This is a genomic window from Aquiflexum lacus, from assembly GCF_015476655.1.
Taxonomy (GTDB): domain Bacteria; phylum Bacteroidota; class Bacteroidia; order Cytophagales; family Cyclobacteriaceae; genus Aquiflexum; species Aquiflexum lacus.
In genome coordinates this window covers 15989-41619 of sequence record NZ_JABFHF010000012.1, presented here as the reverse complement: position 1 = coordinate 41619, position 25631 = coordinate 15989, and the positions used below count along the sequence as shown (strand labels likewise).

The window sequence follows — 25631 nt, the reverse complement described above, 5'->3', positions numbered from 1 at the left end:
TCAAACTCTCTAATTTATGGGTTTATATCAAATACTGATGAACGTTTTTGAACAATCTTGGAACAGAGACGGACAATTGAAATGCCACGGTAAATAATATATCAAGGATTATCAGATCTTTTGACTTATCTTACTGATGCCCGTAAATTAAGCCAAAGGCATTTTTATTAATCAAGGATGGCCTGCTTCAGGTACAAGGTTCTGCGCTCAAAAATCTGATCACTTTGGTGGACTATGATATCTACTTTAGCCAGTAATTGATAAATATCTCCAAATACTTATCCAAGAACCAAGTACAAAGCCATCATAAAGTAGTCTCTTTATGATGGATTAATCATTGCCGTTCCAGATATCATGGGTGGTTTTCCAAGCGCCATCTGACTGCCTTTCCAGGATATTCAGATATTTGGATTCCGAATAGATTTTTTTTCCGCCTGATTTGGGTGTGAGCCATACTTTGGCAAATCCGCGTCCATATGCCAAATCCCCATCGACTTTCACATCTTCGTAGCCACTTTCCAATTCTGTTTCAAATTCATCAAAAATAGCTTGATAATAGGCCTCAATTTCTTCCCTGCCTCTTTTGATTTCTGATTCCGGTGCCATTAGAAAAGCATCTGCGGTAAAGTGTATAGCAATCCCATTGGCATTTCCATCATTAAATGCTTTCGCCCTTTCAGCGGATATTGCTGTAATGGCAGCAATTTCATCACTGATTGTTTTCTTTTCCACTGCTTGACAGGAAACCAAAACGATACCTAAACCTACCAAAAATGTACCTATGTTTTTTTCCATGCCTTTAATTTTTATGGAGATGAATTTATATCAGAAACAAATCTATGCCTGTTATCTTTAACCTTGAAATATAACTCCCAAAATATTCAATTTATGAAAACCGACCTTAAAAACAAATTCGATAAAATATCAGATTTTTGGCATCCGTATATCATTGGAGAACTCAATGAAAACCATGTCAAGCTGGCTAAATTAAAAGGAGAGTTTGTGTGGCATAGCCATCAAGAAGAAGACGAAATGTTTGTAGTTATCAGTGGTACGTTGATGATGGATTTCAGGGATAGTGAGACGGTGATAACTCGACCCGGAGAGATTCTGATTGTACCCAAAGGTGTTGAGCATTTTCCTTGGACCAAAGATGGGGAAGAAGTATGTGTCATGTTGATCGAGCCCAAATCCACCAAGCATACGGGCGAAGTCATAACATCACAGACTGTTGAAAAATTAGATTGGATCTGAGAAAGATGTAGCCAAGGTTTTTAATGATGATACTCTACCTATCAACAAAATATGGTATTTTTAGATATGAAAGCTTTCTACCTTATCCAAAACGGTGATGCTGATAAAGCATTTGAACTCCGTGATTTAAATTTACCAGAACCAGCTGATAATGAAGTTCTGATCAAAACAGAATCCTTTGGCCTCAACTATGCAGATGTCATGGCTCGGCTTGGCCTGTATAGAGAATGTCCTCCTTTGCCTACGGTGATAGGGTATGAGGCTGTGGGAAGAATAGAGAAAATCGGAACATCGGTCCAAAGTATCAAAGTAGGGGACAGGGTTTTGGCTTTCAGCAGGTTTGGAGGCTATGCCAGTCACGTATTGACACCTGAATTGGCGGTAATTCCTTTACAAGATGAGGTGCCAGCAAGTAGGGCCTTGGCCCTGTCGGTTCAATATAGTACTGCTTGGTATGCATTGGAAGAATGTCTCAACCTTCATCCCGGAGATCGTGTTTTGATCCATGCCGCCGCAGGTGGGGTGGGAACAGCCTTGATTCAAATGGCCAAAAGAAGGGGCTGCATCATTGCAGGAACTGTAAGTTCCCATAAGTTAGATTATCTTAAAGGACAAGGGGCAGATCTTCCAATAGATTACAGAAATGAGGATTTTGAAAAGGTTTTGGAAAAAGCAGGATGGAAGAGAAAGCTTGATGCCATATTCGATCCCGTTGGTGGGATGTCAGTAAGAAAAGGAATGAACCTACTGAACAGTGGAGGTAAAATGGTAGTATATGGTGGCAGTAGCATGTCCGCTTCCAAAAGTTTTTTCCACAAATTCAGGGTTGCGGCCGGCTTTGGGATATGGTCACCTATCATCCTCATGATGCGATCTATCAGCATAATTGGCGTAAATATGCTGAGAATAGCAGAGGATAAACCTGAATTGCTTCAGCACTGCATGAAGGAAGTGCTGAAGTATTATCAAGAAGGTGCCTTTAATCCGGAGATTGGTGGAGAATATAGTTCCCATCAATTGGCTGAAGCCCACAGATTTTTAGAGTCCAGACAATCTATTGGGAAGATTGTGGTGCATTGGGAAACTGATTGATAAAGTATGGATAGTGCTTCAAAATTGGTTTGGATCAAAATCCTGCATACAGTCATTTGGCTATTTTTCAATGTAGTCATTTTTTATTTGCTGTATGCGGTTATCGTCAACAAGATAGACAAATGGGTGTGGATTTGTCTTGGACTCATCGTTTTGGAAGGGCTTGTTTTGTTGTTATTTAAGTCGATTTGCCCGGTAACTTTGATTGCAAGAAAATATTCGGATTCTCAGGCCCATAACTTTGATATTTACCTGCCCAATTGGTTGGCAAAAAACAATAAGATGATTTACACCACTATCGTAATTATTGCAGTGTTGATATTGATTTATCAGCTGAACTGGAATAAATAAATCGAGCAGTTGTTGTTCTGGGAATTTTCAATTTTAAAGACTGAAACTATCATTTGGAATGTGGCTTTCACCCATTCGCAAATATTTGTAAAACCTAATTAAGCTTTAGCCAAATTCAACAAAAACTGATATCATTTTTGATACCATTGATAATTTTGGAGTGGGAATTAAACATGAAGATTATTGGCCATCAAAGACCTTCCCCGGTATTACCTCTTTGGAAATGGTTTTGTAATTCTCTCCCTGACCATTTCCTTAACAGATTCCCCTGTCAGTATCAATGCCCCAAATGCAAGTAAAATGTCTTTGATGATGCGGAGAAAGATAATGGAACCGGATACATCTTGGGAAAAATCACTATAACCCACCAAAATGGCTGAGGTCAAAAAAAACAAGGTTGTCCCAGCACCGCCTATAGCACCAGCTTTGGGGTTTTTATAATGAAACAAAAGCATAATAATTAATCCGAATAGCAGCATTCCGACCAAGCCGGTATGTAATTGAGCCAATTCTGTAGGTTTAACGTTTCCGATGGTAAAAAATATAATAGATGCCAAGTAAAGGGCAATACCGCCCCTTAACAATTGCTTTCCGATTTTTTCGATTTTCAATAGGTTGTCTATCATCATTTTTAAAGCTACTTAATATGCTTTGTAATTTCAATTTTGCCTTTCATTAAATACTCTTTTGGTTCAATTACGAATAGAAATGAAGCTTTCTCGAGGATTTTGCAATGAACTGTCAAAGTCTTTATCACGTTAATCTTTGTACATGGCACCATGAAAACAGTAAAACTTGAAATAAAAGCAGCTAATAAAATCACCTCATTCTTGACTATTCTGGGATGGACTGCTTTTATTTTGGGTTTGATTTTATTCCTGACTTTAGACAAGTCCATGGAAAAATGGGGGCTATTTACCAGTCTTCCTTTTTTGTTTGCCTTCCTTGTTTTTCTGCTTCTTACCCTTGCTTTTCCAGTTCGAAAAATTGGAGAAGTCAAGTTGAAAAAAAAAAATACTAATCGATAAAGGGGAAAAGCCCAAGAGCCTCTCTTATTCAGATATAAGCAAAATCAGCCTTTTGCTTTACCCTTTCGCAAAAAGATTCCATAGAGATTGGTGGCCAATCGCAGATGACCCGATTGGATACGAACCAAGTTCCAAAAACTACCTCATCGTCAAACCCAAAAAAGGGAAGTCCATCAATGTTCCTGTTTTTCTTGGTTCCAAATGTTTAGAGGAAAATTTTTTAAATACTGTTCAAAAGTATTGCAGAAAATATAAAATTGGATTTAGAATTAAGTAAATTATAATTACAAATCTCATCTCAAATTCAGACGACTTAATCTTTCTCAAAAACCAAAAAATGCTGGATATTCATAAACTGTCCGTTCTGTGATAATTTGAATCCATTTGCTGAAAGTTCTTTGGTGACTTGTTCCACGGTCATTTTGTGCAATGGTTTGATCCTGACCTTAGGGTCTTCACCTCTGTATTCTATCAGCAATAGTTTCCCATCGGGTTTGAGAGATTTTTTGATTTCCTGCAATACTTCATGGGGATACAGCAGTTCATGGTATACATCCACCATGATGGCAAGGTCAATGGTATTTTCAGGTAGGTTGGGTGATTTTTCGGTTCCTTTGATGGTTTTCACATTGTCATATCCCAACTCCTCACTTTTGTCTTCCAGATATTTGATGGCAGGATCCTGGATTTCCACAGCATACACCAATCCAGCAGGTACCCGCTTTGCAATCCTAAATGTGTAATACCCTGACCCGGCCCCTATATCTGCTACTACACTCTTTTTGTCAATAGGAAGGTTTTTGATGGCCAATTCGGTATTTTCCTCTTGGGGCCTGGTGGACCTTTCCAGCCAACTCATGCCCATAAAATTCATCACCTGCGATATCTCCCTCCCCATGTATACTTTTCCTGTTCCATCACGGTCAGGAGTCTTATAGGAATAAACAGTTTTTGCCGAAGACTCTTTTTGTGAATCCTGTGCCTGAGAATAAATTGATAAAAAACAAAAGCAAAGAAAAAGAAAGGACTTATTCATGTTGGTAGCTTTATAATGAGATTCTATGCACTGAATATACTTCGAAAACGAGGGGCAGTCGTAATTGTTTTGATCGCAGGTGGACAATAACTGTACGGATACAGTTGGATTAAGCCAAGGGATGACCTCTAATTGCCAAAATTGGGAGATTTTGAATTTGGCATCTTTTTGGGAAAAAGGATAACAGCTTCAAACAATTTGATATTTGCCCTTTTTGAAACCTAAACCAACTATAAGGACATGGAGAATGTCCCTACTGCAGAAGAGGTAATATTTGATTTTGGATTTGAAGTCCCTAAGGAAGAATTGAAATAATTGCATTCTTCCCCAAGGTATGTTGCCTCGCACACCGAAACGTTCTTTCTAAGAGGTATTTTAGTTTAGTTGATAAACAGCGCAAAGCCTCGATGATGTCGGGGCTTTGGTTTTTGTCCGCTGACGGTCAAAACTGTTCGACTTTTTTTCATAATGATTTTTAGATTATCCCTTTTTGCCTTATTTGAGGGGTTTTGACTTGTGGCATAAATGTGGGATTAACCATATCAGTCCTAAAGACCGATTAATACAGAACCAACTATTTCAAAATTGTGCAACAGACTTTAAGGTTTGTGGCAAAAAGAGTTAATCAAATCAAAAAAAAATATAGCGTAAGATTTCTATACTTAAACCTGCCGGGCAGGTTTAGATCTTATTTCTTGCGTCTCATGTCTCGTGTCTTGCGTTTCACATCTCACATCTCAACAAAAATGTGGAAAAACTATTTTAAAGTCTCGTTACGAAACCTTTCCAAGCGAAAGCTATATACAGGTATCAACATCCTTGGGTTGACCGTCGCCATTGCGAGTTTTTTGGCGATCTCCCTGTATATTTACCATGAAGCCACTTATGATAGCATGTATGCTGATTCGGACCGTGTGGTCAGGTTCGGTCAGCGTTTTGCCATGGCAGGAGAAGAACAAGTTGTAAGTATGACACCTTCGGCTTTAGTGCCTACAATGATGGAAGAGTTGGAAGAGGTGGAAGTGGGGACCCTGATTTTTGACGTAGGGATTTTTTCTTCGGTGTTGGTAGATGCTGGTCAGGGCAATCAAGAAGAAAATAAATTTGCTTACGTAGATGAAAACTTTTTTGAGGTTTTCGATTTGGAAAAGTTGGTAGGACAGGATGGGGAATTATTGGCTGAACCCAATCAGATTGTATTGACCAAAAGTACGGCTGAAAAATATTATAGAAATATCAATTCAGGTATAGGTCAAGTTCTGAAAATCGACGGAAAGGATTATACAGTCACAGGAGTGGTGGAAGATTTTCCGAGCAACAGCCATTTGGATTTTGATTTTCTGGCTTCCTTTAAGACCCATCGTCACGGTACAAACCCGGAGTGGTCACCTGCCAATTATTATTCTTATGCCAAACTAATTCCAAATGCTGATAGGGAACAGTTTGCACAAAAACTTGATTTGTTGGTTGAGAAATATTTTGGAGAAGAAATGAGGAGTTATGGGTTTGAAGTGGGGATATTGTTTCAGCCATTGACCTCAATATACTTAGGCGATAGTCAACTAAAGGAAATGAAACCTGCCGCGGATATCAAAAACCTTTACATTTTTGGGATGGTGGCAATTTTATTGATTATCATTGGAATTATCAATTATGTGAATTTGGCTACAGCAGAAGCCACAGAAAGAAACAAAGAGGTTGGTTTAAGGAAAGTACTTGGTGCTGGTAGAGTTCAATTGTTCGGCCAATTTATCTCCGAGTCTTTCATTCTTTCAATTTTCAGTATGGCATTGAGTATTTTGTTGCTCTTCTTATTCAAATCCCAATTTGAGGATTTTGGTGGTATTCCCTTAAATACCGAGTTACTGCTCAGTCCCATAGGGGTTTCGACTGAAATAGGCCTGATCATTTTCATTGCGTTTTTTTCTGGCTATTATCCTTCGCTTGTTCTGTCTGGATTGGAACCTTTACAGGCTTTGGGCAAGAGGGTCTTAGGTGCAAAAGGAGGCCCATGGCTTAGGAGGAGTCTTGTGGTTTTTCAGTTTTTTGTGTCCATCAGTTTACTTGTTGCAACGTTGATTGTAAAACAGCAATTGGAATATCTACAATCTGTGAATTTAGGATATGATCGCGAATCCGTCGTAGCCTTGAATTTTCAATACAACATGCGGGAGCTGATACCTGCCTTAAAAAATGAAATTAAGAGGGAAGGGGTTGCCCTTTCCGCTAGTTTGGGAAATGCTATGCCTCATTTTATTCAGGCAGGTTATTCGGTAACTCCCGGTGGTGACAATGATAAGGATTTTATGATTACTGGTTTTGCGGTTGACCATGATATGGTAAAGACCATAGGATTGAATTTGATTGCAGGAAGTGATTTTACCGATCAGGATATAGATCAATCGAAAGCTTATGAAGAGAAGCAGGAAATGAATGTGATATTCAATGAGGCCGCAATAAAGGAACTGGGCTGGACACCCGAGGAAAGCATTGGGCGCAGAATTGTTTATAATGGGGTCAATAGTGTAATCAAAGGTGTGGTGGAAAATTTCTATTTCAATTCCCTTCACCATCAGGTTGGTGCTTTGGGGATTTTTATCCAACCTAGAGAGGCGAACTGGTTACTGGTCAAAATGCCAAAAGGAAATCTAACCTCAAATTTGGCAAAAATGGAAGAAGTATGGAAAGGGTTCTTTCCTGAGAGGCCTTTTGCCTATCGTTTTCTAGATGAAGAATATGGAAAAATGTATCAGGCAGAGCAAAAAATCGGTCAAATATTCGGTTTATTCGCAGCAATAGCTATCGGCATTGCCTGTATGGGACTCTTTGGATTGGTGTCTTATGTGGCCTTGAGGAGGACCAGGGAAATAAGTATCAGAAAAGTTCTAGGTGCCCAGGTATATGATGTACTCAAAGTGCTTTCCGCTGATTTCTTTATGTTACTGGGCCTTTCAGCGGTGATGGCCATCTTCTTTGGGATTTGGTTTTCCAATCAATGGCTTGAAGGATTTGCAAACAAAACTGAAGTGTCACCTTGGATTTTCGTATTGGCCATATTGCTTGTTGGTTTCATTTCTTTCCTTACCATAGGCTATAGAACCATAAAGGTTTTTGTCCAAGATCCTGCTAAGACATTGAAGGATGATTAGTAAGGGAAAGGATGAGGGAGAAAGGATGAAGGATGAAGAAGAGAGAACCGAGATGCGAACTTAGAAACGAGAATCGAGAGCCGAGAAGCGAGAAAGAACCAAGATTCAAGAACCAAGAACCAAGAATAAAAACCAAAGCTTACCCCGAAGAATTTCGTGGAAAAAACAACCAAAAAATACAAGGATCAACCCATAAATTGGATATCCTTATAACCATAAAAACTTACAACAACCAACAACTCCCATGCTCCACAATTATTTTAAAATATTTATCCGAAATCTAAAGAAAAACCCTGCTTATATCCTGATTAATATTTTGGGACTATCTGTTGGGATGGCTGCAAGTATCTTGATATTTCTATTTGTCCAACATGAACTCAGTTATGATAAATATCATGAGCACTCGGATAGGATTTACAGGGTTTCAAGAGCTTGGTTTAACCCGGATGGAGAAACCAACCTTCACTTAGGTCATGCAGCACCACCATTTGGGCCATTGTTGAAATCTGATTTTGAAGGGCAAATTCAGGAAGCTGTAAGGTTGATGAATGTCAATGTTGTGGCTAAGGATGGCACCAAGGTTTTTGAAGAAAACAGATTCTTTTTCTCCGATCCTGAGGTGTTCAAAGTGTTTTCATGGCCATTGTTGGAAGGGGACGCTGAAACTGCACTCACATTCCCTGATGGTTTGGTGATCAGCAAAACCATGGCAGAAAAATATTTTGGAATCCAAGACGCGTTAGGCAAGTCATTGGAAGTGATGATCGGATCCCAAGTAGTCAATATGCAGGTCAGAGGAGTTATGGAAGATATTCCTGATAATTCCCACTTCAAAGCAGACTTTTTGGCATCCATGGAACCTGTAGTTGCTTTTTATGGAGGCTACGAAAGTATGATGAAGAACTTTGGGAGCAATAATTTTGGAACATACCTTCTTCTGGAACAGGGAGTGGATGTAAGGGATTTGGAAGCTCAGATTCCTGATTTCATTGATCGCCATTTGCCCAAGAGTTCCCAAGGGTTTTCTGCTTCTATGGGCACCAAATTGTTTTTGTGGCCTTTGACCGATATACATTTACATTCAAACTTGGATTCTGAAATTGAACCAAACAGCAGTATTGAATACGTTTATATTTACAGTGCCATAGCCATTTTTATTCTTTTGATCGCTTGTATCAATTTCATGAATCTTGCCACTGCCCGCTCTGCAAAAAGAGCTTTGGAGGTGGGTTTGAGAAAGGTCCTGGGTGCGGACAGGCAACTGCTGGTAAGGCAGTTTATGGCAGAGACGATTCTAATGTCACTGATTGCGTTGATTGTGGCCCTATTGATTGCATACCTATTTCTACCCACATTCAGCAATTTCACCGGGAAACTTCTCAGCTTGAATTTTTTCAGTCATCCGGAATATCTCGTAGGATTGTTGGTCCTTGTAGTCGTTGTAGGATTGTTGGCAGGAAGTTATCCATCTCTTTTCCTTTCCGGATTTCAGCCTGTTAAGGTGTTGAAAGGAACTTATAAAATCGGTTCCATTCATGAAAAATTAAGATCATTTTTGGTTGTAGGTCAATTTGCAATCTCAGTAATATTAATAGTCGCTGTGATGGTTGTTTTGAATCAACTGGATTTTATGAAAAACAAGGATCTTGGTTTTGACAAAGATGAAATAGTTGTACTTCCAGCCTATGATGAATTGATAAGTAACTATGAGATGATGCGGGAAAGATTACTTCAGCAACCGGGGATAGACAATGTGGCTTTGGGAAGCAGAATTCCTTCAGGAAGACTTTTAGATGCTCAAGGAGCCCAAGCAGAAGTGAACGGTGAATTATTGCCCATTGAAGTTAGGATTTCAGACATTCATGTCAGCCATAATTTTATGGAGACTTTTGGGATGGAAATGGTTGCAGGACGTGATTTTGATTTTAACCTTGCCAGTGATTCTACCGAAGCATTTATTTTAAATGAATCTGCTGTTCGTGCTATTGGTTGGTCGAGTGCAGAGGAGGCAGTTGATAAACCATTTCAATATGGAATTAGGAGAGGATATGTAACAGGAGTCTTAAAGGATTTTCACTTTGAATCACTTCACCAACCGATTAGTCCCATGGTATTCCTGATTCCAACCGACCGTATCAATGAAGTAGCCATCAAAATTAAAGGCGAATACAAAGATGCCACCTTGGCATTTTTGCAAGAAGAGTGGTTAGCCATGAAGCCTGATTTTCCATTCAATTATTACTTGGTATCGGATAGGTTTGAACAACAATATAAAGCCGAGGAAAAGGTTGGGGCCATATTTGGCTTCTTTGCTGGATTGGCAATTTTGATTTCTGTATTGGGCTTGTTTGGCCTTGCAGCCTATGCTACGGAACAGCGAACAAAAGAAATCGGGATCAGAAAGGTCATGGGGGCGAGCATTTGGAGTATTGTTTCCCTATTGGGCAAGGACTTTCTTAAACTGGTGTTTTTTGGTTTCCTTTTGGCCATCCCCATAGCTTGGTATGGCATGAACGGGTGGTTGGAGAATTTTGCTTACAGTGTTTCTGTATCATGGATAGTTTTCCTAATTGCCGGGTTCTCGGCAACACTCATAGCTGCCTTAACCGTCAGTTCCCAATCCATCCGCGCAGCCATGATCAATCCGGTGGATGCTTTTAAGGTAGAATAAGTAGACGTGAGATATGAGACGTGAGATATGAGATTGGTTTGTTGTAGGGAAGAAGTTAGTGAAAGAAGCGAAGGGAGAAGCGAGAGATAAGAACCAAGAAGCGGGAGATAAGAGTTAAGGGTCGAGATGCGTGAGCCAAGAAAAAATTTGATTTATTAAATATGGGTATTCGCTGATATTCCTATACCAGATACATTAGGTTCTTTGGTCATAATATGTTCTTGTAGAATTAATTCTTTTGAAGATTAAACCTAATTGGTGGGCTTGTCTTTATTGATGAAAAAAACAGATCAGTTTCAAATTATGATGTGAAAGCTCTGTCTCATCGGGTTTTGAACAAAAGTTTTCATTTCATCAAATAATTATTGGTAAAAACGAAGATATTTATAGTTCTGAATAATTTTTGATTTGTTATTTTTTTAACTAATAAATTTTGTTGATTAACTGTATTGCAACATTTTTTTTGTATCGCAAATTCTGATTACATTTAATGGTAGCAGCGCTGTTTGGATTTCAAATTAAAAAGACAAACTCTTTAAAGACCTTATGTTATCATATTTTAGGCAATTGATTTTTTTGTTTCTCCTTTCATTTTTCTTTACGAGTTGTACAGAAGAAAAAAAACCTACAGCAGAAAAAGGTATTCTTGAAGCATCTGAATGGAATTTCCAAAATAAGGGTATTATTCCCTTAAATGGAGAATGGGAATTCTATTGGAATCATCTATTGGATCCGACTGATTTTATAACCTTGCCTACAAAATCTTATATAGAAATTCCAGGTGTCTGGAATGGTCAGGTGATTGACAATGTCAAATTGCCAGGTTCAGGTTTTGCAACCTACAGGTTATTGATAAAGACAAGTGGCAATAATGAAAGATTAGGGATTAGGATACCTTTTCACTTTACCGCTTACAAGCTTTGGATCAATGATAACCTTCTTGCTGAAAATGGCAAAGTTGGGACATCGAAGGAAGAGATGATTCCTCAGACTTTACCCCAATATATATACTTTGACACGGAGGGAAATGAAATAGCTATTACACTTCAGGTATCTAATTTTTATTTCGACAAAGGGGGGACGCCGGCAGCATACAAGCTAGGAAATGAAAATCAGATAAAGAAAATGCACTTAAGGCAATTTGCAATTGATTTATTTCTGACGGGGAGTCTTTTTATCATGGCTTTTTATCATTTAGGGCTGTATTATCTGAGAAGAAAAGAAATCTCTACATTATACTTTAGCATCTTGTGTTTTTTGATTATGCTAAGAACAATAGGCTTGGGAGAGACTTTTTTGATATCCTTATATCCGGAATTTAATTTTGAGATTTATATTAAGTTGATTTTTCTTGGGGCTTTCCTTGGACCCTCTATTTTTACTTTATTTATAGAAAACTTGTTTCCAGAAGATTCAAAACCTATCCTTGGAAAAATAAGCATTTATATGGGGGTTATTTTCTCCTTGTCCTTGTTATTTCCTGCTAAAGTTTCCACGTTTTTATTAAATCCATTCTACCTGGTTTTGGCGTTTACGCTCTTCTATCAAATGTATGTCCTGATTAAAGCGACATGGAATAAGAGAGATGGTGCCTTGATTGCCTCTGTTGGGATGTTTGTCATGTTTCTAGCTGCATTTAACGATATCCTGTTTGATAGTCAGATTATCAATAGCGGATATTATACCCAATATGGATTGCTGTTTTTGATATTTTGTCAGTCGTTTCTTATTTCATTAAGGTTTTCCAAAGCGTTTACTTCCGTGGAAAACCTCTCCCAACATATTCTCAAAATCTATAAAGCCAATAGCCGATTTGTACCAAGCGAATTTTTAAGTTTCCTTGGTAAGGAAAGTATAGTGGATGTTCATTTAGGAGATCATGTAATCAAGGATATGACCATATTTTTTGCGGACATCAGATCCTTTACCACTATATCAGAATCGATGACACCGGAAGAGAATTTCAACTTTATCAATTCGATTTTAAAGCGAATTAGCCCCATTGTGAGGAAAAATAACGGATTCATCGACAAATTTATGGGGGATTCGATCATGGCATTATTCCCCCTTGACCCTAAAGATGCCATTACTACCGCAGGTGAGTTACTCAAAGAATTAGAGTCTTTCAATGATATCAGGATAAAGTCCGGGTTGCAGAAAATTGATATTGGGATTGGGATCAATTCAGGGTCTTTGATGCTAGGTACAATTGGGGAAGAAGAGAGAATGGATGGAACGGTTATTTCTGATGCCGTGAATTTAGCTTCTCGGCTTGAAAGCCTTACCAAAGTCTATGGATCTAACATCATTGTCAGCGAGCATTTGCTTAAAGAGGTGAGTGATAATATCAGGATAGATTATCGATTCCTTGGAAATGTTCAGATAAAAGGAAAATCTGGTTCTGTTGCCATTTATGAAATATTCTCTTTTGATGAATCCGAAATTTTTAAAGCGAAATTAAAAACTAAAACCAATTTTGAAAAAGCCATAAATTGTTATCAAAACAAAGACTTCTCAGGAGCTAAGATATTATTTGAAGGTGTTCTTGAGGATTTACCAAATGATAAAGCTGCTGAATATTATTTGGATAAAGTTTCAGTATTGATATAGTATTTTAAAATCCACCTAAACATGAAAGTAAAATGAATATCCCTTTTCGAAATCCAATAGTTCATGATTCGGGAGACTCAAGTTTTCCGGGCCAATACGAACTGACCGATGCCGCATTAGATCAATATAAAATTGAAAGAGCGAAATTTGGCACTACTGAAATTTTACTGGCAGATGGGTCTTCATTTACAGTGAAAGATTATCAATATCTGCTTCCTGATGGCAAAATTGGAATGCATTTCGTTCCGATCAGCGACGATGGAAGTGTAATGGACCCAAACCATGCCTATGTACCCGGAGCCTCGCTCATTGATGCTTTTCTTAAAGAAAAAATGCAATTGGAAGAGGGAGACCCAATTTATGCACTTATAAATTACTTCCATCCCGAACAAAATAAAGGAAACCTGGAATTTTTCTTGACCAAATCCGACAAAATAGAATTGGGATTTACGCATTTGGGCGCTTACTACGGAAATGGCTACACGACCAACGCACCGATGCTTTACCATAGCCATAAATTTGGGGTAAATGGCAAAGTAGACGGAACACCTTTTGGCTATCCTGCAAACGTTCAGATCATTTCCCTTGAAGGTGTCCCGCAAGGAACTTTAAACAAAAACCTACAATACGTGGATACTTGCCTTAACAGTGGTATCATGTTTCCCAAAGATTATAAAAACTCCAAATTCAGACCTATCGATATCAATACCGCTTTGATGTTTTACAGAGACTGGATAAAATTTGAAGGATACCTGAGAAATGACGATACCTGGTTCACTTACTGTGCGGCACATAAAACCTTGGTAGCAACAATCGCTTTGAATTTACCACATAATCTAATCTCTTTTCAGGAAATTTATGGTGAAAATGAGGGCAAAGACCTTTACAATAGGTTTGTAAAATTTTATTCAAATATCATTGGTCCTGATCCCGGGTTTACTTCCAAAAATGAGACTTTTTTTGAGCCATTATGGAAAAAGCAAGGCTTTACGGCTAAACAAATAAGCCCATTTACCCTAAAGGAATATGAGGCTTATGATACAGCACGAAGGGGAGGTTTATTGAATGGATTTAAAGGAAAAAAACCACTTCAACCATCTGAAGCAACCTGTTGGGCACCACAGAGTGCTGCTGATGTGATGTTAGATATTATCCAGTTCTATGCGGATATGTTGGACGTTGGCCCAATTGTTTCAAGTACCATTATTTTGGCATTGATGGAAAAGATAGATGATAGGATGGGGATAAGTAAGTTGGAATTTTTAATGCACGCCATGCCCATCATCGAAAAACTAATGATGGCACATGCCCATATTTATGCTGCCAAAGATCCCAAAAATTATCTTCAAAACACCTTCAGTGAACTTTACCTCGCTTTTGGAGGGAACAAAAATGATGAATTGGACTTTGAAAAGGAGATCAAAAAACTGCATAGTTTTAAAGGACTTGCAGCGTCCTTATTCCACTTTATAAAAAGCGACCCAAAACCAATAGCTATTGCTGCATGGGCGCTTTTTGAAGTATTTACCCAACATGATAAAATTATCAATGAAGGTACGATGTCACCTGCTGACGCCTATGTGAAGATGATGGAAAGTATACAGGATGATTTGGAAAATGATAGGCAAATTACCGTCAAGGAAAAGGACAAAATTGAATACAATACGCCCCCTGCCATTACCCATCTGATGAGTATAGGAATGTATCAGCCGGGGCAATTTGTTAAGGTCCAAGAAGTCTGTACTGTCGTGGATTTTGGTGAGGTTCAACTAAAGCAATCAAATACCTAAACTATTTTAAATAAAAAAGCCATGTCTGATAAGAAAACAAATACCATTAATTTTAGAAATCCCGAATTGACTCAGGAAATGAAAGATTTGCTGATAGAACTAAGGGAAATAGTAGCTAACCCTGTAGTAGAGGCCGCCTATAATGATGCCATTTCCAAAGTGGACCCCTATTTAATGGATGGTACCCCAAATCCCTGGACAGGAAAAACGATTGATTATTTTGTCGATTATTTTGAAGATTGGTTCACTTTTCTGCCAACACCGGATGGTGGTTTGGGAAAAATTGTCCCTTTCACCTACTTCTACCTTAACAACAAGACAGCCTTTTATTTTTTAAATACCCTGCAAAGCCGAAAAAACAAAGATGTTTCTTACACCAAAGAAATATTCAATTGGACGGTACAATTCATCAAGGAACACGGCAGGTATATGGATTCCCCTGCCTCGCTTAAATTTCTAGAACTTTGGCTAAAAGACCCTTCCTCAGAGATTGATGATTTTATTGTTCCGGAAGGAGGTTTTAAATCATTCAATGAGTTTTTTACGAGAAAGCTTAAACCTTCGGCAAATGCAAGACCAATTGCCTTTCCTGAAGATGACGCTTTAGCTGTGGCATCTGCGGATTCAGAAATCAATTTCATAGAATCCGATCTGACCTTGTCAAAACAATTAAATGTGAAATCAAGGCAAATTAATGTGAATGACTTATTAAATGAATCCGAATTCGCTAAGAATTTTGTTGGGGGCACAGCGGTGTCCTGTGTCCTGATGCCAAACAATTACCATCGTTATCACTCGCCTGTTACCGGAGAAATTGTAGAGTCCCAAGAAGTCCCGGGCATTTACAATGGCATCATTGATGGAGAAGATTGGTTTAACAAATGGAATGTGGGAGAAAGCACCACTGATTTCAGTATTTTTGAAGATTTCCACCGTGCCTATTTTATTATTGAAACAAAAAAATATGGTTTTGTAGCCATCATTCCCGTGGGACTCAACACCATCAGTGCCATAGCGCCCTCAATGATCAATAATCAATCAAGCATGGTCCCCAAAGGTGCAAAACCGGTACCTATAAAAAAAGGAGATGAATTGGGACATTTTGCATATGGAGGATCCCTCAATATCTTGTTGTTCCAGAAGGGTGTATTCAATTCCATTTCACTATTGATGGGGCAAAGATTGGGAAGAATGAACCCTTTATCCACACCATAAAATTTATCAGCTATTTCCCCAATCTTTAAATTTCTATCATATGATTTGAAATGATGTATTTGGATTATTGGTGCTTTACAATCGGCATTTAAAAAATATCAGGTATATTGTTGGAAACATATTGTTCGGTTTGATTCAAGAATAATTGATGAATGTAAACCGCAATTTTTTCCTATCTATAATATGAAAAAAATACTCTTTTTCTTAAAAGAATTATTGGCAACCTTTTGGTTTTTGCCGGTGATTATTATGTGCTTTTCGGTTTTTTTATCCATAGGTTTGGTGTATTTGGATCGAATGGTTACTATTCCTTATGATGGTTGGCTTCGATTTTTTTTGGTAAACAGCTCTGATTCTGCACGTAGTATATTGTCAACTATTTCAGGGGCAATGATAGGTGTAGCAGGAACAGTTTTTTCTGTGACACTTGTGGCATTGACCTTAGCCTCTTCTCAGTTTGGACCCAGGCTGATTAAAAACTTCATGTATGTAAAGCTCAATCAGGTCGTTCTGGGCTCTTATATATCCACCTACTTATATTGTCTCCTTGTTTTGAATGCCGTAAAAGACAGTGACGATTATAGTTTCATTCCTTCCATTTCTATTTTTGCTGCAATTTTGGCCGCATTGGCAAATATTATTTTGCTCATCGTATTTATCCATCAAATAGCGATCAGTATTCAAGCAGATAAAGTAATTTCTGAGATTTCGGATTTTATTGCAAAACAAGTAAATACACTATTTCCCGAAAAAATAGGAGAAGAAAAAGAAGGAATGGATATTGATGCTGTTTCAGCTATTTCTGCTTATAAAATGCAGAAATCTATAAAATCTCCCAAAAGTGGTTATTTTCAATATATCGATGGTGAATCTTTGCTAGAATTTGTAGTTAAACAAAATGCGCTATTGGAGTTGCATTACCGTCCGGGTAGTTATTTGGTTAAAGGTATGGAAATAGGTATCCTTTATACAAACAAGAATTTGGAGAACGAAGCCATGGAAAACCTGTTAGTTCCGTTTGTCATCGGCAAAACCAAAACATCACAGCAAGACCTTGAATATTCCATACATCAGATGGTGGAAATTGCTGCAAGAGCACTTTCACCAGGAGTTAATGACCCCTTTACGGCAATAGCTTGTATTGATAATCTAACTACCACCATGTGTTATTTGGCACAGGCAATATTTCCTTCAAAATATCGGTTTGATGATGAGGGATATCTTAGAATAATAGCAGATAATTTGGATTTTGAGGGGGTTTTAGATGCAGCATTCAATCAAATACGACAATTTTCAACAGGTAGCACTGCTGTCATCATCCGGTTAATGGAAGCATTGACAATATTGCTTGAATTCACAAAAAAAGAAAACTACAAAAAAGCAGTAATCAGGCATGTTGAAATGGTACTGGCCAAAGGTGAAGGAGATATCAAGGAAAAGCATGACCTCGATGATCTTAGAAAACGAGCTGAAAAGATTTTGAAGAAATAAGGAGGTGGGATTAATTATTCCCACATCCATTTTTTGGGAACCTCGATAGGAATGAATGGTCAAGGTTAATATACAAGCATCTTGATCATCATTTGAAGCAGTTTGATAGCTATTGATAATTTGATTTTTTTATTAATTTGTTCTAAAGATTTTTATCAAACCCTTTACATAATTAATTTTTTTCTCTCACCAATCAACTCCAAATCTCCTAGCAAAACCCCCAAATTCGTCCGCCCACGAACAAAAATGTTCGCAGCAAAAGACTCTAATCCCTGAATTGAGTCTATTTCAGCCAATTTTGGGCATTTTGACTTGGCATGGGTATTGGCAAGAACATGTTGGTCTGGAATGGTTATTTTTATTTCCGGGATTCTTGAGAATGTAATCTTTGAAGGATATGCTAAAAAACTACCTCATCATCGCCATTAGAAATATCAAGCGGAACAAGCTCCGTACTTTGGTCCATATATTGGGTCTTTCCTTGGGGATTGCCATATGTTTGGTGATTTTCACTGTAGTCTGGAATGCCTACAGTTTCGATAGGTTTCATGCAGATAGCGAAAGGATTTTCAGAATCAATACTATTGAAGAATGGGAGCCGGGAAATATCTTTCAAACTTCCGCCACCAATGGACCTTTGGGAGAAGTGATTGATGAGGAACTTTCCTTTATAGAAAATAAAGGCAGGTTGTATACCCTGTACGAGACTATGGTGGTCATACCGGAGCAAAACAAAGTGATAGGAAGAAGTAACAGGGTGGCCTTTTCCAATCCGGGATTTTTTGAGATTTTCCAACGGGAGTGGATTTCCGGTAATCCCCAAACAGCCTTGCAGGAACCATATTCTGCGGTGATTTCCGAAGTCAGTTTACAAAAATACTTTCCTGGATTAGATGCCAATGATGTTTTGGGAAAAGAAATCTTATGGATCGATGCTTCAGATTCCATTTATGCGCAGGTCCAAGGTGTAGTGGCGGATTATACTGAAAATTCGGACTTTATTTTTACGGATTTTATTTCCTTTAGCACCATCGCCAAAAAAGAGAAAGAGGATTGGTATGGCCTTCACAGTTGGACTAATCTGAATACCTCTAGTCAATTGTTTGTGAAGATTGGAGAAAATTCGAGTAAAGCCAATTTGGATGAAGGCCTTGCTGTTTTGGCAAAAAAATACTTCAGCGAACAGGATAGCCACCCGGATTTTATCGGAGAACCTCTTGAGGAGATTCATTTTTCTGAAAACTACGATGATACGACTGTTTCAAAAACTCTTTTGAATGGACTGATTTATATAGGTATCATTATTTTGCTGTTGGCCTGCCTGAATTTTATCAACTTAGAAACTGCATTGGCTATCAATAAGGCCAAGGAAGTGGGAATCCGGAAAACTTTGGGCAGCAACCGTGGTCAATTGATATTTCAATTTTTGAGTGAAACTTTTGTTTTGGTGATTATTGCCTCTGTGGTTTCTCTCTTTATTGCTGATTTGATTAAAATCTATTTTGCAGATTACCTTCCTGCAAATTTCGAAGCTTCTTTTCTTAGCCAATTGAGCTTATTATTCTTAGCTGCCAATACAATCATCTTGACTTTGGTTTCTGGATTGTATCCAGGTTTCGTTTTGGCCAATTACCAACCGCAGCGGGCACTCAAGGGAGAATTGCATCATGAGCATGGCTTTTCATTTGGGGTATTTCTTAGGAAAAATCTGGCAGTTTTGCAGTTTACCGCCTCCATTACTTTTATTATCATGGTCTTGGTCTTGACCAGCCAATTGAAATACATCAGCTCTCAACCCTTGGGATTTGAAAAAGAAGCGGTGATGTACACGAATCTTCCATTTATGGGAGAAAGGTCCCAAAGGGAATTGTTGGCAGATAGAATCCGAAATGAAAGCTTTGTGGAAGGGGTAAGCTTGAGTAACAACTTGGTTTCTTCCAATGCCATTTGGACTTCAGATGCCTATGTGATGGTAGATTCCATTGAGCAACAGCTCAATGTACATGTGATGAATGTGGATTCGGCTTTTGTGTCCGTTAACGGAATTCATTTATTAGCTGGTAGAAAGGCCCATAATGTGGCCAATGAAATATTGGTTAACCGCAATTTCCTTAGAGCCTTGGGTTCCCCCGACGCCGGGGAAGTGGTGGGTCAATCTATCCGCTTTGGCGCTGAACAAAGAATAATTGTAGGGGTGGTAGAGAATTTTAATGCCCGTAACCTGAAAGAGGAAATCATGCCTATGGTATTGATTTACCAGCCTGACTACTATTTCCTGCTAACAGCCAAAATATCCTCACAACAAAATCTTGCCTATGCCAAACAGCGATTGGAATCATTGGTAGAGGAAGTGTTTCCTTATGAAGCTTCCGGATTTAATTTTATGGACGAGGTATTGGAGGGTTTTTATGAGGAAGACAGAAAGATCCAAGGTGTCTTAGGTTTTGCAGCAGGAGTGGCCATTCTGATTTCTATTTTGGGACTGTTTGGTTTGTCTTCCTTTACTATTGCTCAAAGAACCAAAGAAGTCAGTATCAGAAAAGTTTTGGGCGCAGGTATACTTCAGATCATCGCTTTAGTCAGCAAACAATATGTATGGCTTGTGCTGATGTCCTTTGCCTTGGCGGCTTATCCAGCTTATTACCTTAGCAATATGTGGTTACAGGAATTTGCATATAAAATAGACATGCCCTATCTGATTTTCGCAGGTGTAGGATTAGGAGTTTTGATACTGGCCTTACTGGTAGTCGGATTTCATTCCCTCGGAGTAGCCAAGACCAATCCCGCGAAGGTGTTGAAAAGTGAATAGTGAACTTATGTACCATCCGCCACGGCGGACAAGGTGTAAAAAGTACGATGTACAATGTATTTGGTCTGTTCAAGACCTAAGGAGCATTTCCTGATTATTGGGAGGTGGAAAAACAAAAACTTGGAAGAAAATGTCAAATAAAATCAAAAGGTACAATTCTGAATCGAGTTCCATCTCATGGTACTCGGTACATGGTACTTGGTACAAATACCAAACCTCAAACCCATGCTAAAAAACATCCTAAAAATAGCCTTTAGAAGCTTTTGGAAAACCAAGAGCATATCCATCATCAATGTTTTGGGTTTGTCTTTAGGTATTGCCCTTTGTCTGATCATTGCACTTTTTGTCCATAATGAACTGAGTTACGACAGGCACTTTCCGAATTCAGAACGGATATATCGGGTGACTTCTGATATTGTCTTTGGTGGCAATGCCTTTAACATGACTTTTGCGCCTGCACCAATGGCAGAAGCTTTGGTGGAAGAGATACCTGAAGTAGAGGCCTCTGTACATTTTAGAAATCAGGGTTCTTTTCTGATCAAAAGATTTGATGACAATATCAAAGAGGGTAAAGTAATTTTTGTAGGGCAGAATTTCTTGGATGTATTTGACATTCCTTTGGTACAGGGAAGTAAACAAGGAGCTTTGGACAAACCCAACACCATGTTGATCAGCCAAACCATGGCAGATAAGTTTTTTAAAGGAGAAAATGCAGTGGGGCAAAGCTTGGTATTGGACAATAAAGAAGACTACAAAATCACAGGAGTCTATGAAGATATTCCCGAAAACAGTCATTTTAATTTCCATGTGCTACTAGCCGCCGAGGGATTGCCTGAAGCAAAGTCCGGACATTGGTTGGGGAATAATTTTCAGACCTATATTCTGGTCAACCCCAATGCTGATAAAAGTGAAATGGAGCAAAAGATAGCTGTAATGACTGAAAAACATTTGACTCCTATGTTGAAGCAAGTTATGGGTGAAGATTTTACAGTAGAGCAATTCAAAGCCAGTGGAAATAAGGTGGAATATTCCTTACAGCCCCTGTTGGACATTCATTTGTACAGTGACTTGTTGGGTGAGTTCAAAGTCAACTTTTCAATTACCTACATATATCTTTTTGTGGCCATTGCGGTATTTATCCTGCTGATCGCCTGCATCAACTTTATGAACCTGGCCACTGCCAAATCCTCCAACCGTGCCAAGGAAGTTGGAGTCCGCAAAAGTATGGGTTCAGGCAGGGGAGATTTGATTTTCCAATTCATGGCAGAGACCTTTTTGATGAGTTTTATTTCTTTTATCCTCGCTGTATTTATAGCTTCTATTTTGCTGCCCTTTTTCAATGTCTTGGCAAGTAGAAATTTAAGCCTGCCACTGGGTGAAATAGAGTTTTATTCATGGCTACTGATTGGCGCCATGCTAGTTGGACTGATTGCCGGGATATATCCTGCGGTTTTTTTGTCTGGTTTCAAGCCTGCCAAAGTTTTGAAAGGGGATATTTCCAATGGTATGAAAAGTTCTACGGTCAGAAGTTCCTTGGTGGTATTTCAGTTTTCAATTTCCATTATCCTGATTTTCTGTACGATAGTGCTTTTTTCCCAGATGAATTTTATCCAAAATAAAAACCTGGGTTTCAATAAGGATCAGATTGTTATGGTCCATGACCTTTATGCCTTAGGGAATCAAAAACAAGCTTTCAAACAAGAGATTTTGGGAAGTTCTTTGATTGAAAAAGGGACTTTGAGTGGATTTTTACCGGTGTCGGGTACCAACAGGTCCGACAACCCTTGGTGGGTGATGGGCAGGGATATCCAAGATCAGGAAAATATGGTTTCTATCCAGAATTGGAGTGTGGATTTTGATTATGTGAAGACATTGGGGATGAAGGTGGTTCATGGAAGGGATTTCTCCATGGATTTTCCATCCGACTCTTCAGCAGTAATTATCAATGAATCAGCTGTAAGGAACTTTAATTTCGAAGGTGATCCTATTGGGCAGAAAATCACAACATTTACAGGGGATAATGTGTCAGGATTGAATAAGGATGATTTGGAGGTCAGAACGGTAATTGGCGTTGTAGAAAATTTTCATTTTGAATCTTTAAAAGAAAATATTGGGGCTGTGTTGATGTATGTCGACCCCAATCCTACAGGTATAGCTTCCTTTAAATTTGGGACACAAGATGCGAAGGAAGTATTGCAGTTGTTGGAAAGTAAATGGAAAGAATTGGCACCGGGACAGCCTTTTAATTATGAATTTTTGGATGAGAGATTTGCTTCTATGTATGCTTCAGAGACTAGGATAGGGAAGGTTTTTGCTGCTTTTACCGGATTTGCAATTTTCATCGCCTGCATGGGATTGTTTGCTTTGACGGCTTTCACGGCAGAGCAGCGTAGGAAGGAAATCGGGATCAGAAAGGCCTTGGGAGCATCCGTAAGTTCATTGGTATTGTTGCTCTCAAAGGAATTTACCAAGTTAGTCTTAGTGGCCTTTGTTATTGCGGCACCCTTGGCTTGGTGGGGAATGAGCAAATGGCTGGAAGATTATACATACAGGATAGACTTGGGTTTAGAAACAGTTCTCTTTGCCATAGGAATCGTCATGTTAATTGCTTGGTCAGTCATGGGAATACAGTCTTTGCGGGCAGCTTCTACCAATCCTGTCGATTCTTTGAGAGGAGAGTAGGGGTAGGGAAGATGAAGAGACAAGAGCCAAAAAACAAGAAGAGGCGAGACAGGGGTATGTTGGAAAGGGGAGGGTGAAATTTCCACCGTCATTCTGAAAGGAGCTTATTGAATCCTGGCTTATATGAGAATCCAAATGCGTATTGAAGAATCTATGACCTTAAAAAAGCGAGACAATTTCAATAAAGAAAACACAAAGTTTTTTGGTGGGTAGTCAGAGGCAAGATACAAGGAATAAGAAAAGGAAGAAATTACTACTGATTTAGGTTTTCTGTACTTACCTGATGATGTGCTTCGTGACGGAAATGGAAGGCAATTAGTTTACTGCCATTGATCTGATTCTTTAATAAATTAACTGTAAATTCTCAAATTTTTATAATTTGCATGATGTTTTTAACCGTATGAAATGCTTCAAGATTAGAGTTTTACCCTTCATATTGATATTCATCTTACTAAATGGATTTGGACTTTTTGCACAGGATCTTTCCAAAGTAGATTCCTTGCAATACCTTATCGAAACTTCAAAAAACGATTCGATAAAAGTTTATCTCAATGTTGCCATTTCCAGAGAATATGCAAAAAAAGAGGTATTGGTTTCTCTGGAATATGGTGAAAAGGCCCTTGAAATTGCTTCGTGACGGAAATGGAAGGCAATTAGTTTACTGCCATTGATCTGATTCTTTAATAAATTAACTGTAAATTCTCAAATTTTTATAATTTGCATGATGTTTTTAACCGTATGAAATGCTTCAAGATTAGAGTTTTACCCTTCATATTGATATTCATCTTACTAAATGGATTTGGACTTTTTGCACAGGATCTTTCCAAAGTAGATTCCTTGCAATACCTTATCGAAACTTCAAAAAACGATTCGATAAAAGTTTATCTCAATGTTGCCATTTCCAGAGAATATGCAAAAAAAGAGGTATTGGTTTCTCTGGAATATGGTGAAAAGGCCCTTGAAATTGCTGAAAAATCCAAAAATCCAAAATATATCTCCTATGCGCTTTTCAATTTGGGAGTACAATTTTTTCAGCAGGGGGTGATGGAACTTGCCATTCCCTATTTTTATAGATACTTAGAAATCCACAAGGAGCTAAATGACGACAAGGCCATTGCTTATGCCATGACCAATATCGGTGCCATATATCTTCAGATCAAGGAATTAGATAATGCTTCTGAATATTTTGAAAATTCTTTGGAGATTTTTGAAAAAATTTATGCAGACTCGGAAAAGCCGGGTAAAGAAATCATCAGTATTTATAATAACCTTGGGGTGATTGCCAAGCAGCGAAATCAGAGTAATATCGCTATTGATTTCTATAAAAAAGGAATAAGTCTTGCCCGTAGGACTCCGGGGTTTGAAACCGAACTTAGCAACTTATTGAATAATCTTGGTACCATTTACATGGAGTTGGAAGAATTCGATAAATCATTTGTTTACCTGTCCGAAGCCTTTGAGCTCAGGGAAAGTAAGGATGACCGCTCAGGTCTGATTAAATCGTTTCTATCGATAGGTAAATTCCATAGGTCACAGCAAAAGGGGGAAGATGCCTTGGCATCTTTTTACAATGCGTTGGAATTGGCCCAAAAGGTTGGAGTTATTAGCTCTATTTCGGAATCTCAATATTTGATCTTTGAAATCTATCATGAAAAAGCCATGCTGGACTCCGCTTTAAAGTATCATTTGCTGCACACGGCACTTAAGGATAAAATAAATAATGAGAATGCATTAAAAGAATTGCAACAGTTTGAAATTACTTCCAATTTCAGAGAGAAGGAAAACCTTTTTCAAATTGAGTTGGATCGTAAGGAATCCAACATAAAATTATTAAGCTTGATTTCAGGGCTGATCATCATCATTCTCGGTCTTCTGTATTTTTTAGCCAATAATAGGAGCCGTCGATTGAGGCTGGAAAAGGAAAATATTATTTTAAATTCTAAAAACATCGCTTTACAAAAAACCAAGGTGGAAAATGAATTGACTGTCAAAACCAAAGAGTTGGCAACTGGGGTTATATACCAAATTCAAAAAAATGAACTGATCAAAAAAGTCATCGAGAAGCTTAAAAAACTAAGTATATCAGAAAGAAAAAACCAAACTGTCTTGATTAAAGAAATAATCGTAGAACTTAATAACGCCCAAAATCCATCTGTTTGGGAAGAATTTGAAATAAGATTTCAGCAGGTAAATGATGAATTTTATGATAAAATCAATGAGATCAACCCCCCACTTTCCACCAATGACAGAAGACTTTGTGCATTCCTGAAATTGAATTTGACAACCAAAGAAATTTCCTCCATCACAGGACAATCCTACCGAAGTATAGAAGTAGCTCGAACAAGACTTCGTAAAAAATTAAATCTCACCAACACTGAAACTAGTTTGGTAGAATATTTTTCAAAAATATAAATAGATGATAATAAGTTCATTAACATTTTTTGTAGTAGTAA

Annotated in this window: 17 protein-coding genes and 1 pseudogene; 15 read left to right on the top strand and 3 right to left on the bottom strand. The window is 38.2% G+C overall.

The annotated features are described in order from the left end of the window. Nucleotides 1-330: 330 nt before the first annotated feature. Entirely contained in the window at nt 331-795 is a 465-nt protein-coding gene (locus HMJ38_RS12295) for a YybH family protein (protein ID WP_194974702.1), read from the bottom strand. Between the two features lie 93 nt (nt 796-888). Here HMJ38_RS12295 and HMJ38_RS12290 point away from each other — a divergent pair, with 93 nt between their 5' ends. The 3 genes from HMJ38_RS12290 to HMJ38_RS12280 all read left to right on the top strand — a co-directional run bounded on the left by HMJ38_RS12290 (nt 889) and on the right by HMJ38_RS12280 (nt 2697). Next, the gene (locus HMJ38_RS12290; RefSeq protein ID WP_194974701.1) at nt 889-1254 is read left to right on the top strand and encodes a cupin domain-containing protein; all 366 of its coding nucleotides are present in this window, start codon (nt 889-891) and stop codon (nt 1252-1254) included. 66 nt (nt 1255-1320) lie between these two features. Further along, nucleotides 1321-2346 (top strand): quinone oxidoreductase family protein, encoded by a 1026-nt coding sequence (locus tag HMJ38_RS12285; protein ID WP_194974700.1) that lies wholly within the window; start codon nt 1321-1323, stop codon nt 2344-2346. 6 nt (nt 2347-2352) lie between these two features. Beyond that, nucleotides 2353-2697 carry a hypothetical protein gene (locus HMJ38_RS12280; protein ID WP_194974699.1) on the top strand — a complete coding sequence of 115 codons (345 nt, stop codon included), beginning with the start codon at nt 2353-2355 and terminating at the stop codon, nt 2695-2697. Between the two features lie 209 nt (nt 2698-2906). Here the strand turns inward: HMJ38_RS12280 and HMJ38_RS12275 are convergent, their stop codons facing one another. After that, nucleotides 2907-3326: a hypothetical protein gene (locus tag HMJ38_RS12275; RefSeq protein ID WP_194974698.1), complete on the bottom strand. Its 420-nt coding sequence runs from the start codon at nt 3324-3326 to the stop codon at nt 2907-2909. A 150-nt stretch (nt 3327-3476) separates the two neighbouring features. On the opposite strand from HMJ38_RS12275, the gene HMJ38_RS25325 reads away from it, so the two are divergent. Continuing rightward, nucleotides 3477-3725, top strand: a complete 249-nt coding sequence (locus tag HMJ38_RS25325) for a hypothetical protein (protein ID WP_228780029.1) — start codon at nt 3477-3479, stop codon at nt 3723-3725. Nucleotides 3726-4038: 313 nt separating this feature from the next. On the opposite strand, the gene HMJ38_RS12270 is transcribed toward HMJ38_RS25325, so the two are convergent. Then, a complete protein-coding gene (locus tag HMJ38_RS12270) occupies nt 4039-4761 on the bottom strand; it encodes a class I SAM-dependent methyltransferase (protein ID WP_194974697.1) in 723 nt (240 codons plus the stop codon). A gap of 746 nt (nt 4762-5507) precedes the next feature. Here HMJ38_RS12270 and HMJ38_RS12265 point away from each other — a divergent pair. From HMJ38_RS12265 to HMJ38_RS12215, 11 genes and pseudogenes are all read left to right on the top strand, one after another. Next, nucleotides 5508-7910 carry an ABC transporter permease gene (locus tag HMJ38_RS12265; RefSeq protein WP_194974696.1) on the top strand — a complete coding sequence of 801 codons (2403 nt, stop codon included), beginning with the start codon at nt 5508-5510 and terminating at the stop codon, nt 7908-7910. Between the two features lie 244 nt (nt 7911-8154). Next, complete coding sequence (locus HMJ38_RS12260; protein WP_194974695.1) at nt 8155-10581, top strand: ABC transporter permease; 2427 nt, start codon at nt 8155-8157, stop codon at nt 10579-10581. A 546-nt stretch (nt 10582-11127) separates the two neighbouring features. Further along, complete coding sequence (locus HMJ38_RS12255) at nt 11128-13191, top strand: adenylate/guanylate cyclase domain-containing protein (protein ID WP_194974694.1); 2064 nt, start codon at nt 11128-11130, stop codon at nt 13189-13191. Nucleotides 13192-13223: 32 nt separating this feature from the next. Further along, nucleotides 13224-14981, top strand: a complete 1758-nt coding sequence (locus HMJ38_RS12250) for a hypothetical protein (RefSeq protein WP_194974693.1) — start codon at nt 13224-13226, stop codon at nt 14979-14981. 21 nt (nt 14982-15002) lie between these two features. Next, on the top strand, nt 15003-16196 hold the full coding sequence (locus HMJ38_RS12245) for a phosphatidylserine decarboxylase (protein ID WP_194974692.1): 1194 nt from the start codon (nt 15003-15005) through the stop codon (nt 16194-16196). 183 nt (nt 16197-16379) lie between these two features. After that, a complete protein-coding gene (locus HMJ38_RS12240; protein ID WP_194974691.1) occupies nt 16380-17687 on the top strand; it encodes a DUF2254 domain-containing protein in 1308 nt (435 codons plus the stop codon). A gap of 29 nt (nt 17688-17716) precedes the next feature. Beyond that, nucleotides 17717-17803: pseudogene (locus tag HMJ38_RS25795) on the top strand (hypothetical protein); the annotation flags it as partial. Between the two features lie 281 nt (nt 17804-18084). Beyond that, nucleotides 18085-20496, top strand: coding sequence for an ABC transporter permease (locus HMJ38_RS12230; RefSeq protein WP_194974690.1), 2412 nt, complete (start codon nt 18085-18087; stop codon nt 20494-20496). A gap of 225 nt (nt 20497-20721) precedes the next feature. Continuing rightward, the gene (locus HMJ38_RS12225) at nt 20722-23178 is read left to right on the top strand and encodes an ABC transporter permease (protein ID WP_194974689.1); all 2457 of its coding nucleotides are present in this window, start codon (nt 20722-20724) and stop codon (nt 23176-23178) included. A 400-nt stretch (nt 23179-23578) separates the two neighbouring features. Then, nucleotides 23579-23815, top strand: a complete 237-nt coding sequence (locus HMJ38_RS12220; protein WP_194974688.1) for a hypothetical protein — start codon at nt 23579-23581, stop codon at nt 23813-23815. Between the two features lie 101 nt (nt 23816-23916). Beyond that, nucleotides 23917-25590 (top strand): tetratricopeptide repeat protein, encoded by a 1674-nt coding sequence (locus HMJ38_RS12215; protein ID WP_194974687.1) that lies wholly within the window; start codon nt 23917-23919, stop codon nt 25588-25590. Nucleotides 25591-25631 lie beyond the last annotated feature (41 nt).